A 13,978-nucleotide genomic window follows, 5' to 3' on the forward strand; every position below is an offset into this window, starting at 1 on the left:
GGTTGAAAAGAATGAAGCTACAAGGGAAAGTTGGAGTTATTACTGGTAGTGCTTCTGGTATCGGCAGAGGAATGGCTCTTGCCATGGCGAAAGAAGGTGCTCATATCGTTATTGTAGATGTGAATGAGGAAAAAGGAAAAGAAACCTTGGCTGAGATCAATCAACATACAGAAGGATTACTTTTCATCAAAGATATTTCTAAAAAGGAAAATGTTTATGAAGTTGTAGATGCTGTTATAGAAAAGTTCGGGAAATTAGATATATTAGTGAATAATGCACATGCATCAAGACAGGCACTATTTACAGAAACAACAGAAGAACTTCTCGATCTATCGTTTGGTACTGGCTTTTATCCAACATTTCACTTCATGCAGGCAGCTTATCCGGAACTAAAGAAATCTCAAGGTAAGGTTATTAACTTTGCATCAGGTGCTGGACTTGATGGACAAGTAACCCAAACCTCTTACGCTGCTGCTAAAGAAGCGATTCGAGCTATTTCACGTGTCGCAGCTAATGAGTGGGGACCAGAGGGGATAAATGTAAATATTATATCTCCAATTGCATTGACACCTGGTGTCGAGCAATGGCGTGAAAATGCTCGAGAATTATATGATGCCATGATTAATAGAATTCCATTGCGCCGTCTTGGTGACCCTGAAGAGGATATTGGTCGCGTTGCCGTGTTCTTGGCTAGCGATGACTCTAACTATATAACGGGTCAAACGATGATGGTTGATGGTGGTTCGATCAAATTACGTTAAGGAGAGGTTTAACATGGGAAGATTAGATAATAAAGTAGCCATTATCACTGGAGGGGCTTCAGGTATTGGCGAAAGTATGGTTGATTTGTTTAGTCAAGAAGGTGCTATCGTTATTGCTGCAGATATTAATGAAGAAGCACTTGAACGGGCAAGTAAAAAGCAAAATGTGTACGGTATGAAATTAAATGTCGCTTCCGATCAATCGTGGGAGGAATTTGCGAGAGAAGTAAATAACCGCTTTGGGAAAATTGATATTCTTGTAAACAATGCGGGGATATCTTCAGAAAAGCCTTATCCAGAAATTAATCTAGATGATTGGCAAAAGATGCTCGCGATCAATGGCTTTGGTCCATTTGCGGGTATGAAACATGTAGCTCCATATATGGTAGCCCAAAAGAAAGGCTCGATCATTAATATCTCATCTTATACAGCCCAAATCGGTCAAGGATTTAATCATTATTCAGCGTCTAAAGGGGCAGTTCGGGCCATTTCTAAAGCGGCTGCAACAACCTTTGGAATCCACGGCGTACGGGTTAATGCTTTATTTCCAGGCATTATCGAAACACCGATGACACAATCCTTAAGTACATCAAAGGAGCTCCTTGGTCACTTAATTCAAGCAACACCGTTACAACGATTAGGTAAGCCTTTAGATATTGCCAATGCAGCATTATTCTTAGCATCTGATGATTCAGCTTACATTACAGGTGCAGAATTGGTTATTGATGGTGGCTTCTCAGCTAAATAGAATGGTATGATAATAAAGCCTCTAATTTGATTAGAGGCTTTAATTATCACGTCAGAAGGATTCAAGACTTGGCAAAAAGCTGAATTTTTCTAATAGAGGGAAGGGTATCAAGCAATGGAAGAACAGACTGTTTTTCAAATCATTCATAATATGGACAAGGTGACAAATAAATTAATTATCCAGTGGAATAAAATATTTAATGAAGATTTGGGTGTTTCTCATATTCTTGTTCTGGGCCATCTAAAGGCAAACGGGAAAAGCCGCCCATCAGATATTGCAAGGGTTTTAGGGTTAACGCCGCCCACTTTAACACATTTATCGGAAAAGCTTGTTCAAAAAAAATTAGCCTCTAGAATCATAGATCCCTCCGATCGTCGAATCATCTATTTGCAAATTACCGAAGAAGGTATCGAAATCGTTCATAGAGCAAATATAGAAGGGCAAAAGCTGCGTAGAAAACTATTCGAGAAGTTAACAGATGAAGAAAGACAACAAATGCTAAAAATATATGAAAAATTAAATGCACCAATCTGATTCTTTAAGAAAGATTGGTGTTTTTTCTGCTTTTTAATGGGAGAAGCTGTTCGACAGGAAGTAAGCCTTTCTAATCGTTTGGCCTATGTGAAGGGGAGCCTTGCCTGAAGACGAGATTAACAAAGTTGACATTATACCTAGTGGGGTATATAGTATGTTCATAAGCTTATAAAGTGAGGTGAAACATGATGGAATATAATGACCAAATGAAAAATAGGTTGAAACGAATAGAAGGACAAATTCGTGGTGTATTAAAAATGATGGAAGAAGGGCAAGATTGTCGTGACGTAGTATCGCAACTGTCAGCTTCCCGAACAGCTATTGATCGAACAATGGGTGTTATTGTGAGTGAGAATCTTGTTGCATGTGTCCAAAGAGCGATTGAAGATGGTGAAGACACAAAAGAGTTTGTTGATCAGGCAGTGAACTTGCTCGTTAAAAGTCGCTAAGATAGGCGTTACCAGTCTATCTTAGAAAAAATTTTTAATATTAATAATACCTATAGGGGTATATGTATAAGGGGTGTCGGTATGAGCGAAACAAAGACAACTAATATTATTTTATTTAGTGGTGATTACGATAAGGCGATGGCTGCCTACATTATTGCAAATGGTGCGGCGGCTTACGATCATAAGGTAACGATCTTTCACACATTTTGGGGATTAAATGCACTGCGAAAAGATGAGCCTATCCAAACGAATAAAACCTTTTTGGAAAAAATGTTTGGAAAAATGATGCCACGTGGTGCTGAGAAAATGGGATTGTCCAAAATGCACTTCGCTGGTATCGGTCCAAAGTTAATAAAAAAAGTGATGAAAAAGCATAATGCGATGCCATTAGGTGACTTAATTGAAATGGCGGAAGAACAAGAAATTAATTTAGTTGCTTGTACAATGACGATGGACTTATTAGGTTTGCAAAAAGAAGAACTTAGAGATGGGGTCCAATATGCAGGTGTTGCTGCTTATTTAGCTGAGGCCGAAGACGGAAACGTTAACTTATTTATTTAAATGGAAGCCGAGAAGTGAGACAACAACAAGCTTGCTTTAGTATAAAAAAAGAAAGAAATGGGAGGATGATTCACGTGGAACATATGAAACACGATATTTTTGTTGATGCTAAAGGGTTAGCTTGTCCAATGCCAATTGTCAGAACAAAAAAAGCCATGAACGATATTGAGCCTGGTTTAATTGTTGAAATGCAATCCACTGATCAAGGTTCAACAGCCGATTTAAAAGCTTGGGCACAAAAAGCTGGTCATCAGTATGTTGGGACTATAGAAGAAGGAACGACATTAAAGCATTACCTACGTTCGGGTGGTGATAAAGAGGAAGAGCATACGTTTCCGCACATCATTCATAATGAAGATTTAAAAAGAGTAATTAATAATCGTGAGGCTCTAACTATTCTGGATGTCAGGGAAAAGAATGAGTTTGACGAGTACCATATTCCAAGTGCTGTCTCCATTCCAATGGGGGAACTAGAAAAACGAGTGAGTGAGTTGGATAAAGAAAAGCCAATTTATGTGGTCTGTCGCACGGGGAATCGAAGTGATATGGCCGCACATTTGTTAGTGAAAAGTGGCTACAAGCGTGTTGTTAATGTAGTACCTGGTATGAATAAGTGGAAGGAAGAAGGAGGCAACTAAGGTGAATGTCATAACGATGAATCCACAAGAGCTTGCTAAAAAAGTCGTCCAAAAAGAGGCTCTTTTCATTTTAGATGTTCGAACGGAAGCGGCATTTGAAGATTGGAAAGTCGAAGGAGAACACTTCGAATACTTGAATATTCCCTATTTCGATTTAATCGATGGTGTGGAGATGATATTACCAAAGCTTCCACGAGATAAACCGATTCTCGTTGTATGTGCAAAAGAAGGATCGTCTCTTATGGTTGGAGAAATGCTTGCAGATGAAGGGTTCGATGTCTTATATCTAGCTGGTGGCATGAAAGCGTGGAGTGAGCATTTAGAACCTGTTAAAGTGGCAGATTTAAAAGAGGGAGGAGAATTATATCAATTTGTACGCCTTGGAAAGGGCTGTCTTTCCTATATGGTTCTCTCAGGGAAGGAAGCGCTTCTTATTGATTCTGCTCGGATGATCGATGCCTATTTGTCTTTTGCCAAAGAAAAGGGTGTGACCATTTCCTATGTGCTTGATACACATTTACACGCAGATCATATTTCGGGCGGTCGGACGATTGCAGAGCAGACAGGAGCGAGCTATTGGCTTCCAAGTAAAGATGCTACAGAAGTAACGTTCCCTTTTACTCGACTTGAGGAAGGGAAGCAAATCCAGATTGGTGCTTCTGCGATTAGTATTCATCCACTGTATACACCTGGTCATACGATTGGATCGACTTCCTTTATCATTGATAATGCGTACTTGTTAACAGGAGATATTTTATTCATTGATTCGATCGGGCGACCGGACTTGGCAGGGAAAGCAGAAGATTGGGTAGGAGATTTAAGAAGCTCTCTTTATGAAAAGTATCATGCTCTTTCATCTGACTTAATCGTTCTGCCTGCCCATTTTATGATGATTGATGAATTAAATGAAGATGGAAGTGTGGCAGAAAAGCTAGGGGTTCTATTCGAAAGGAATCACGGACTAAATGTAGAAGATGAAAAGACATTTCGCTCTCTGGTAACCGAGCAGTTACCGCAGCATCCGAATGCTTATCAAGAAATTCGGGAAACCAATATGGGGAAAAAAGCACCAAATGAAGAGGAACAGCGTGAAATGGAAATGGGCCCAAATCGTTGTGCCATTAGATAAAAACAATAAGAAGGAGTTTTTGAAATGAATGCAAACAAAGTACTAGATGTAAAAGGTATGGCATGTCCGCTGCCAATTGTTAAAACAAAAAAGGAAATGAAAGCATTACATGTTGGCGATATTTTGGAGGTGCAAGCGACGGATCAAGGCGCATTAAAAGATTTTGAAGCTTGGGCCAAAGCTACAGGTCACGAGTTACTACAAACAAAAGAAGACGGTGGTGTGTTCACGTTCTATATTAAGAAAGGCGAATGATTGACGGTGAGAAGGGGGCGGGATATTGCCTCTTTTGGTCAATAGGGGGATAAACATGGATATATATTTTGTCATCACGATTTTCCTCATTGGCTTTTTCGGGTCTTTTCTTTCTGGGATGGTCGGGGTGGGGGGAGCAATTATCAAGTACCCTATGCTTCTCTTTATCCCTCCATTATTAGGATTTGCCGCATTCACAGCACATGAGGTTTCTGGAATTAGTGCCGTTCAGGTCTTTTTTGCCACCATAGCTGGTGTATGGGCATACAGAGGAACAGGCTATATACACCGAAAATTAGTGGTGTATATGGGGACAAGTATTTTAATTGGGAGTTTTATAGGTGCGTTCGCTTCAACCCTTTTTTCGGGAAGCTCAGTGAATGTCGTTTATGCTATTCTTGCTACGATTGCTGTTATAGTGATGTTTTTACCAAAAAAGCAATTACCGGTTCAGTCAGGAGAACAGATATCTTTTAATCGCGTTCTCGCATCTGGTTTGTCATTTATCGTAGGGGTTGCCTCAGGTGTTGTTGGGGCAGCGGGTTCATTTCTGTTAGTACCTATGATGTTGACGGTTTTTAAACTACCAACACGAGTGACGATTGCGACTTCTCTAGCCGTTACGTTTATTTCTTCTATCGGGGCTACTGTTGGGAAAGTAGTGACTAACCAAGTGCTCTATGGTCCAGCTATTGTCATGATTATCGCCAGTGTCATGGCATCACCTCTAGGAGCGAAACTTGGGCAAAGAATGAATACAAAGGTTTTACAATCGATTTTGGCGATACTCATTTTAGGTACATCCATTCAAATTTGGTTTGATATACTTAAACCTTAAGTTCTGAGGTGAAAAAAGTAGATGTTTTCCGGAGCGGTGAATAAAACATGATCCACTATGATTTCAATAAATAGAACGAAAGAGGTAGGGACAAAACTACCTAAAAAAGAGTTGGATGACTAGAAATTAAAGTCATCCAACTCTTCTTATTCAAACGCCAATCCTATCTAAACTCAAAGTTCCGTCATTTTTACCATTCTTTTGGCTCATAGTTTAATTCTCTAAATAATTGAGTTCGCTCTTTTTTGGACAAATCTTTCCATTGTCCAGGAGGGAGGTTACCTAAATGAATATTCATGATACGCGTTCTTTGTAATCGGTAAACGTCGTATCCAAGTTCAGCACACATGCGGCGGATTTGACGATTTAGTCCTTGTGTTAAAATGATTTGAAAATCAAATTTTGATAATTGAACGACTTCACAAGGAAGTGTTTTCGTCCCTAATATTTTGACACCCTCTGACATCCTTTTTAAAAATTCAGGAGTAATGGGCCTGTCTACGGAAACGATATATTCTTTTTCATGCTTATTTTCAGAACGTAGAATTTCGTTAACAATGTCGCCATCATTCGTAAGCAGTATTAAGCCCTCTGAATCTTTATCCAAGCGTCCAATGTTAAATACTCTTAATGGATGATTAACTAAATCAACAATATTTCCCTTTACCCCTTTTTCTGTTGTACTAGTAATACCTACAGGTTTATTTAAGGCAATATAAACATTATTCCTCGCTACTCGAATTTGATTTCCGTCTACTCGTACGTCGTCGCCAGGTTCAACTTGACTACCTATCGTTGCACGCTTTCCATTAATTGTAACTCTCCCAGCAGTAATTAATTTATCAGCACCTCGTCTGGATGCTTTTCCAGATTCACTTATGAATTTATTTATACGCATATTGACACACCCTTAATCAGATGATTGTTTTATTATAGATACTAACTATACTTTATTTTAAGGATGAATCACAAACTTTTATGAACGATATTTAGAAGAAGTTAATTAGCTCTAGGTGATACAGGGAAAAAGCTGAAACGATTTGACACCATTTCAGCTTTTTTCCTTTATTCTTTTGCAGTAAGGGCTCGATCGTATTCCTTTTTCACTCGGTGTAGAAGTTCGGAATCGGTTAGCAAACGGTAACCAGTAGAGGCAAGTGATTTCGCCCCGGTGATTAGAGCTTGATTGCCTTGCTCTGATTTAGCGGCTTCTCTGAACTCGACCGTATGGCCAACGAGATCATCTGGACCAATTTTAATATAGCCGTGGGCAGTTGGTACTTCATAGCTAATGTTTCCAGCATCTGTGGAGCCTTTGCTTTTACGTTTTTCTGTATGCACGGTTTCGCCGAGTGCTTCGAGTGCTTCGTGCAAAGTTTGATCCAACACGGAATTAAGGACAAAATCTTTTACTTCATTTTGGAAACGTTCAATTTTTACCGTTGCTCCTGTAGCTAATGCAGCACCTTCAGCGATAGCACGGACTTTTGTTGATACTTCCTCCGTCTTACTCCATGTTTCAGCTCGAATATAAAAACGGGCTGAGGCGTATTCTGGAATAATGTTTGGTGCATCGCCACCGTGTGTAATAATGCCGTGGATACGGACATCGGATGGTAACTGTTGGCGTAGGGCATTGATACCATTAAACAATTGGATGACAGCATCCAGTGCATTGATTCCTTTTTCTGGTGAACCGGCTGCATGTGCAGGTTTTCCGAAAAAATGAAATTCGAGTGGGTCAACGGCAAGGGTTTCACCAGTTAAGGCTGTTTTTCCTGAAGGATGGAGCATAAGGGCAACATCTACATCTTTCAAATAGCCATGTTTGACAAAACTTCCTTTTGCACTCCCGTTTGGTCCACCTTCTTCGGCTGGTGTGCCTAATACGGCGACACGGCCACCAATTTCAGGTAAGGCTTCTGCAAGGGCAATACCAGCAGCCACACTCGTTGTACCAATAATGTTGTGACCGCAAGCATGGCCGATTCCAGGTAGGGCATCATATTCGGCCAGAAAAGCGACAGTTGGCCCGTCTTGTCCGCTATCCTTTACTGCATAAAAGGATGTTTCATGTCCTGCAACAGCTGTTGTGACCTCAAAACCTGCCTTTTCTAAAATCTCAACATGTTTCCCGCTAGCATACACTTCTTGATTTCCTATTTCAGGGTTTGCATGAATGTCTTGACTCGTTTTAATGTAAAGCTCACGGTTATTTTCAACGGATTGAAATAGTACGTCTTTCAAGTAGTTTGTAACGCTCATTGTAACTCCCCCTCAAAGTTTATTTTTTTAAATCTTCAAAAGCAGCATCTAATTGTTCTTGCGTTAATTTCACAAGGATTGATCCGCCGTTTGTGTCCTCTTTGATCGCTTGTTCAATATCCGCTTCTTGGTAAAGCTCAACAACACGTTTATAAGTTTCGTTCTCTTTATTTTCAGCACTTGTTGCAATGATGTTAACGTAAGGGTGGATCTCGTCATTATCTTCATCTTCTTTCAAAATCGGATCATCAGCTGGTGATAGTCCTGCTTGACCCGCAACTCCATTATTTATGATAGAACCAGCAACGTCCGGTAGAACACGTGGAGTTTGTTGAGCTGTCATTGCGATGATTTCCAAGTTCAATTTATTTTCCGTAATTTTTGAAGGATCCCCAAACATCCCAAAATCATCTGCCAGTTTAATTAAATCGGTACTTTCCAAGAGACGGAGTGCTCGAGCTTGGTTAGAAGGATCATCTGGGATCGCAATTTTATCACCCTCTTTAAGTTCGGAAATGTCTTCAATCTTTTCTGAGTACAGACCCATAGGTGCAAACATTGTCGAACCAATTGGTAAAATGTCTTCACCACTTTCTTTGACATATTGTCCAAGGAACGCGATATGTTGGAAAGCGTTAATGTCAATTTCTCCATGTGCTAACGCATTGTTCGGCAAGGTATAATCGGCAAATTCAATGAGTTCAATTTCAATTCCTTCTTTAGCGGCTTTCTCTTTTAAAATCGGCCACTGAGCACCGTCTGAACCATTTACCCCAATTTTCACTTTGATGGGTTCATCATCACTACTATCTGCACCACTCGTATTACTACCACAAGCAGCAAGCACTAAAACAGTTAATATAGTCAAACATAAAATCGAAAATTTCTTCATTTCAAAACAACTCCTCATAATTTAAATTTCTTTATTTTTTGGCGTAGATTAACGACGCATAATTTTTTTCGAAAGGGTATTTCCAATCCATTGGGCCACTTGTACCAAGATAATCAAAATTAAAACCGTTACTAGCATGACACTTCCATCGAATCGTTGGTAGCCGTAAGTCATTGCGATATGTCCAAGACCACCACCACCGACTGTTCCAGCAACGGCTGAGAAATCGATGAGCATGACTGTTACGAAAGTAAGGCCTAAAACGAGCGGTCCGAGTGCTTCAGGAATCAAAACAGTGAAAATGATGCGAAGCGGGCTAGCACCCATCGCTTGTGCGGCTTCAATGACACCAGGATCAATGCTGACTAAGTTGTTTTCGACGACTCGGGCAATCGTAAAGCTTGCGACAATGGTCATTGGAAAGATAGCTGCTGCCGTTCCGATTGTCGTCCCCATTACTAGTCTAGTAAGTTGCGAGATGGCAACTAAGAAGATGATAAATGGAATGGGGCGAATAATATTAATGATGATATTTAATACTTGAAAGACGATTTTATTTTCTAAAATATTATTTTCTCTCGTGACAAAGAGAAGCAGTCCAAACGTGATTCCAATGATGGAGCCAAAAATGAGAGTGGCGATGACCATGATGAGTGTTTCCCCAGTACCTTCTAATATTCGGGGCCAAAAAGTGGTCCAATCAACATTCATGTTCTGTTACCTCCTCAAGTTCCACGATAGATTTTAGTGTATTTAATACGTTTTGAATCGCTGTCTGTTCTCCAATAAAGGAGATGATTAAGTTTCCAAACAGCTTTTCTTGTAGCTCTCGCACTGAACCGTAGACGATATTAAAATCAACACCGTGTTCTTTAGTAACTGTTGATAGAACGGGCTCATTGGAAACATCTCCTTTAAAGATGATTCGATACAATTTCCCACCACCTCGTGTTCGCCACTTTTCTAAAATAGTTTTAGATGGTAAGTCTTGTTGAACCGATTGAATGAATCGCTGGGTTGTTGGATGTTGTGGATCAGTGAACGTATCAAACACACTTCCAGCTTCAATGACTTCTCCGTTTTCCATAATCGCTACTTTGTCACAAATCGATTGGATAACATGCATTTCATGGGTGATTAATAAAATCGTGATCCCAAAATCTCGGTTTACTTTTTTTAACAACTTTAAAATCTCAGCAGTCGTTTCTGGATCGAGTGCAGAAGTTGCTTCATCACAGATAAGAATATCTGGTGAAGTGGCAAGAGCTCTTGCGATACCGACTCGTTGTTTTTGTCCGCCCGACAGTTGATCGGGGAAATCTTTTGCTTTATCGGCAAGTCCAACAAAATTCAATAATTCTGTTACACGTTCATTGACTTCTTTTTTGGGAACACCAGCCAATTTCAATGGGTAGGCAATGTTCCCAGCTACTGTACGTGAGTTAAATAAGTTAAAGTTTTGAAAAATCATCCCAATATTACGTCGTCTTGTTCGTAAGTCCTTAGAAGATAGCTTACTGACATCTATATCTTGGATAAAAACAGTGCCAGAAGTGGGACGTTCAAGCATGTTTACTAAGCGAAGTAGTGTGCTTTTTCCTGCTCCGCTGAAGCCAATAATTCCGAAGATTTCCCCTTTGTTAATCGATAGGGAAACATTCTTAACGGCATGGACTTCTCGTTTTCCGAGAATAAAAGTCTTGGAAACATCAATAAATTCAATCATGTGTTGACCTCCTGAAGAGTTCTTCAATTCTTTGTAGACAATGATGCATCCATCGAACTTTCTAAACTAGATTCGAAAATGAACAACCTATTTTATAACAACACCTAATAAAAATACCCAACAAAAAAATCCCTCCTTTTCTCAAAAAATAAGAAAAAGAAGGATTCTATAAAAAGAAACGATCTTTTTCTCATCTTTCAAATGCCTAAGCATTTGTAGGAGTTGGCACAGTTTTCTAATATAGAATCTGTTGCCGAGACGTCATAGGGCCTTTCCCTCGATCTCTCTTGATAAGAAAATGATGTATAGCTATTCAATTGTTACAAGAATTAATTTTTATCTTAGAGGGATTGTGTGAAAAAGTCAACAAAAATTTAAAAATAAGATGACGATGATATAGACTAAGCCATTTTTCTCATTTGGCTATGGGTTTGTTCCCATGTATTGAAAATATATAATAAACATACCGCATATTACTTCTGTATTTACAAACTTTTACTCTGTGTAAAAACGCAAGAAATATTTTAAATTTCTAACAATAGTGATACAATATGATTAGGTAATTAATCTAGAAATGATGTGGGACACCTAGTGTTTTACATTCTTTCTGCGAATTTTAACGTATAAGGAAGGAAAACATGACGAACAAACAAAATACAACGGACGTTATATTAATTGGTGCCGGAGTCATGAGTGCGACTTTGGGGATACTTCTGAAAGAATTAGTACCGGATTGGAAAATAACAGTATTTGAGAAGCTTTCAAACGCAGGAGAGGAAAGCTCTAATGAATGGAATAATGCAGGAACAGGGCATGCAGCACTGTGTGAGCTTAATTACACGAGTGAAAATCCGGATGGATCTGTCGACATTAGCAAAGCGATAAAAATTAATGAACAGTTTCAAGTTTCTATGCAGTTTTGGTCTAATCTTGTTAATCATAATCTGATTCAGAATCCAGAGGATTTTATCAGATTATTGCCTCATATGAGTTTAGTACAAGAGCAACAAAATGTGGATTTTTTAAAGAGACGTTTTAAAGCGCTTTCAGAAAATCCTTTATTTAAGGGAATGGAATTTTCTGATGATGCGGAAAAGCTGATGGAATGGATTCCGCTTATTATGAATGACCGTCCATCGGATGAAGTGATCGCGGCCACAAAAATTGATTCTGGAACAGATGTCAATTTTGGAGCTTTAACGCGTAAGATGTTTGATCAATTAGAGAAGCAAAGTGTCGAGATGAACTATAAACATAGTGTCACAGATATAAAACGTACGAGCGATGGCTTGTGGGAATTAAAAGTACGGAATCATGAAAGCGGTTCTCTTGACCGTCATACAGCCAAATTTGTCTTTATCGGTGGCGGCGGAGGAAGCCTGCATTTATTACAAAAATCGGGTATTCCTGAAGGCAAGCATATTGGAGGTTTCCCGGTAAGTGGAATTTTTATGGTCTGTAATAATCCAGATGTGTCAGAGCAGCATCATGCCAAAGTATATGGGAAAGCTAAAGTTGGTGCACCACCAATGTCTGTCCCACATCTGGATACACGTTTTATCGACAATAAAAAAATGTTGCTCTTCGGACCGTTTGCTGGTTTTTCACCTAAGTTTTTAAAATATGGGTCGGTCTTTGATCTGTTAACATCGGTAAAACCAGATAATTTGGTTACGATGTTGGCGGCCGGAGCCAAGAATATGTCATTAACGAAATACTTGATTCAGCAAGTGATGTTATCAAAAGAACAACGGATGGAAGAGTTACGTGAGTTTGTCCCGAACGCTAAAAGTGATGATTGGGATTTAGTAGTTGCTGGTCAACGTGTGCAAGTGATCAAAGACACGGAAGCTGATGGAAAAGGAACGCTTCAATTTGGAACCGAAGTCATTAGTGCTGAAGATGGTTCGATTGCCGCCTTATTAGGGGCTTCTCCAGGTGCTTCCACTGCCGTCCATGTTATGCTTGAAGTCATTGAAAAATGTTTCCCGCAACATATGAAAGAGTGGGAACCGAAAATAAAAGAAATGATTCCATCTTATGGTGTGACATTAATGGATAACCCTGAGCTTCTAGAAGAAATTCACACTTCCACAGCGGAGTCGCTCGGCTTAAACGATAATAACCAAACAGATTCAAAAAGAAATCCTCGTATGTTAAAGCAAGCATAGAGTGAGGTTCTTTTTAATAAGAGTGATTGAAGCGTCAAAGTACAGTTCATTGTCTTTGCCGCTTTTTTTAGTTCGTAAATTTCCTTTAGAGTCTTTTGTTGACCTGTAATGACCATATTTAGGGAATATAGTAAAATGATGAGCGGTATTTTTAATCGTTAGGTTTTGTATGAAGGGGTTGTTTTCTTGAAAATTTTTTTAAAAATTGGCTTATATATTTTTATGATAATGGCTATAGTTCTATTAACCATAGGGATATATTTTTTAATTGGAGCTATTCAAAAAAGGTTGTTTGTGCCGACAGACTATATAATATGGACATTTAATTATCCAGCTTCAATATTTGTTTTGATTTATGAACTGTATCTATTTTTTATTATGTTCTATTTTTTGCAGAAACGCTTTAGGAAGAAAAAGGGGATTAAACAAGTCAATTCAAAAGATAACTTCTTTAAAAGGAATAAAAAATCGATTTATGCTTTATTTGTAGCTAGCAATATCGTTTTATTTTATATAATCGTTTCGGCTGTTACTGTTGTGACGAACAATAAGATTATTGATTATTCATTTTTGTATCCACAAGGGCGAGAATATAGTCATGCAGCTGTAGTAAAGGTTAGTACAGGAGTGTATGGAAAAAATTCTTATATACCATTTAAACATTCAAAGGGACAGTTCTTTTACATAATTGAATTAGCGGATGGCAAAAAAATCGATTTAACAGAAGCGGGAGGAGTTCAGAATAATCAACATGAGTATTTTATCATCGAAGAACTTGACCGTGAATTTGTAAATAGCGACATTCCTAAAGTGTCGAGTATAAAACACTTTGAATATACAACAGAACACTTAGATGAAATTTATACAGAAAAAATTCGAAACATACTAGAAAATACAAATTAATAATGGGTATTGTGAAGAGAAGTATAAAATGGCTTCTCTTTTTAATTTACAAAGACCATAAGAGCAAGAATGAGGATGAAATAATAAATATAGTCTTGATAAAATGAT

At 38.7% G+C, this 13,978-nt stretch carries 16 protein-coding genes and 1 riboswitch; of the genes, 11 read left to right on the forward strand and 5 right to left on the reverse strand.

What is annotated here, in order from left to right; genetic code table 11:
• Positions 1 to 11 precede the first annotated feature (11 nt).
• From AA0017_RS19760 to AA0017_RS19800, 9 genes are all read left to right on the forward strand, one after another.
• Positions 12 to 761: an SDR family NAD(P)-dependent oxidoreductase gene (locus tag AA0017_RS19760; protein ID WP_413377233.1), complete on the forward strand. Its 750-nt coding sequence runs from the start codon at positions 12 to 14 to the stop codon at positions 759 to 761.
• Between the two features lie 13 nt (positions 762 to 774).
• On the forward strand, positions 775 to 1,509 hold the full coding sequence (locus AA0017_RS19765) for an SDR family NAD(P)-dependent oxidoreductase (RefSeq protein ID WP_413377235.1): 735 nt from the start codon (positions 775 to 777) through the stop codon (positions 1,507 to 1,509).
• Positions 1,510 to 1,623: 114 nt separating this feature from the next.
• Positions 1,624 to 2,043, forward strand: a complete 420-nt coding sequence (locus tag AA0017_RS19770) for a MarR family winged helix-turn-helix transcriptional regulator (RefSeq protein WP_413377237.1) — start codon at positions 1,624 to 1,626, stop codon at positions 2,041 to 2,043.
• 188 nt (positions 2,044 to 2,231) lie between these two features.
• On the forward strand, positions 2,232 to 2,492 hold the full coding sequence (locus AA0017_RS19775; RefSeq protein WP_413377239.1) for a metal-sensitive transcriptional regulator: 261 nt from the start codon (positions 2,232 to 2,234) through the stop codon (positions 2,490 to 2,492).
• An 81-nt stretch (positions 2,493 to 2,573) separates the two neighbouring features.
• Positions 2,574 to 3,053: a DsrE/DsrF/DrsH-like family protein gene (locus AA0017_RS19780; protein WP_413377241.1), complete on the forward strand. Its 480-nt coding sequence runs from the start codon at positions 2,574 to 2,576 to the stop codon at positions 3,051 to 3,053.
• An 83-nt stretch (positions 3,054 to 3,136) separates the two neighbouring features.
• Positions 3,137 to 3,691, forward strand: a complete 555-nt coding sequence (locus AA0017_RS19785) for a sulfurtransferase TusA family protein (RefSeq protein WP_413382729.1) — start codon at positions 3,137 to 3,139, stop codon at positions 3,689 to 3,691.
• Positions 3,692 to 3,707: 16 nt separating this feature from the next.
• Complete coding sequence (locus tag AA0017_RS19790) at positions 3,708 to 4,820, forward strand: MBL fold metallo-hydrolase (protein ID WP_413382732.1); 1,113 nt, start codon at positions 3,708 to 3,710, stop codon at positions 4,818 to 4,820.
• 24 nt (positions 4,821 to 4,844) lie between these two features.
• Positions 4,845 to 5,075 (forward strand): sulfurtransferase TusA family protein, encoded by a 231-nt coding sequence (locus AA0017_RS19795; RefSeq protein ID WP_413377243.1) that lies wholly within the window; start codon positions 4,845 to 4,847, stop codon positions 5,073 to 5,075.
• Between the two features lie 55 nt (positions 5,076 to 5,130).
• Positions 5,131 to 5,913, forward strand: a complete 783-nt coding sequence (locus tag AA0017_RS19800; RefSeq protein ID WP_413377245.1) for a sulfite exporter TauE/SafE family protein — start codon at positions 5,131 to 5,133, stop codon at positions 5,911 to 5,913.
• Between the two features lie 190 nt (positions 5,914 to 6,103).
• Here the strand turns inward: AA0017_RS19800 and rluF are convergent, their stop codons facing one another.
• The 5 genes from rluF to AA0017_RS19825 all read right to left on the reverse strand — a co-directional run bounded on the left by rluF (position 6,104) and on the right by AA0017_RS19825 (position 10,796).
• Positions 6,104 to 6,811 carry a 23S rRNA pseudouridine(2604) synthase RluF gene (gene rluF, locus AA0017_RS19805; protein WP_413377247.1) on the reverse strand — a complete coding sequence of 236 codons (708 nt, stop codon included), beginning with the start codon at positions 6,809 to 6,811 and terminating at the stop codon, positions 6,104 to 6,106.
• A gap of 167 nt (positions 6,812 to 6,978) precedes the next feature.
• A complete protein-coding gene (locus AA0017_RS19810; RefSeq protein ID WP_413377249.1) occupies positions 6,979 to 8,178 on the reverse strand; it encodes a M20 family metallopeptidase in 1,200 nt (399 codons plus the stop codon).
• 19 nt (positions 8,179 to 8,197) lie between these two features.
• Positions 8,198 to 9,070 (reverse strand): MetQ/NlpA family ABC transporter substrate-binding protein, encoded by an 873-nt coding sequence (locus AA0017_RS19815; protein ID WP_413377251.1) that lies wholly within the window; start codon positions 9,068 to 9,070, stop codon positions 8,198 to 8,200.
• A 48-nt stretch (positions 9,071 to 9,118) separates the two neighbouring features.
• Complete coding sequence (locus AA0017_RS19820) at positions 9,119 to 9,781, reverse strand: methionine ABC transporter permease (RefSeq protein WP_413377253.1); 663 nt, start codon at positions 9,779 to 9,781, stop codon at positions 9,119 to 9,121.
• A complete protein-coding gene (locus AA0017_RS19825) occupies positions 9,771 to 10,796 on the reverse strand; it encodes a methionine ABC transporter ATP-binding protein (protein WP_413377255.1) in 1,026 nt (341 codons plus the stop codon). Before AA0017_RS19825 ends, AA0017_RS19820 begins: the two co-directional genes overlap by 11 nt.
• A gap of 187 nt (positions 10,797 to 10,983) precedes the next feature.
• Positions 10,984 to 11,093: riboswitch (SAM riboswitch) on the reverse strand.
• Between the two features lie 341 nt (positions 11,094 to 11,434).
• Here AA0017_RS19825 and AA0017_RS19830 point away from each other — a divergent pair.
• Positions 11,435 to 12,967 carry a malate:quinone oxidoreductase gene (locus tag AA0017_RS19830; protein WP_413377257.1) on the forward strand — a complete coding sequence of 511 codons (1,533 nt, stop codon included), beginning with the start codon at positions 11,435 to 11,437 and terminating at the stop codon, positions 12,965 to 12,967.
• A 294-nt stretch (positions 12,968 to 13,261) separates the two neighbouring features.
• On the forward strand, positions 13,262 to 13,870 hold the full coding sequence (locus tag AA0017_RS19835; protein ID WP_413377259.1) for a hypothetical protein: 609 nt from the start codon (positions 13,262 to 13,264) through the stop codon (positions 13,868 to 13,870).
• Positions 13,871 to 13,978: the final 108 nt, after the last annotated feature.

The sequence above is a fragment of the Alkalihalobacillus phoenicis genome (assembly GCF_047302405.1).
Classification (GTDB): domain Bacteria; phylum Bacillota; class Bacilli; order Bacillales; family Bacillaceae_D; genus Alkalihalobacillus.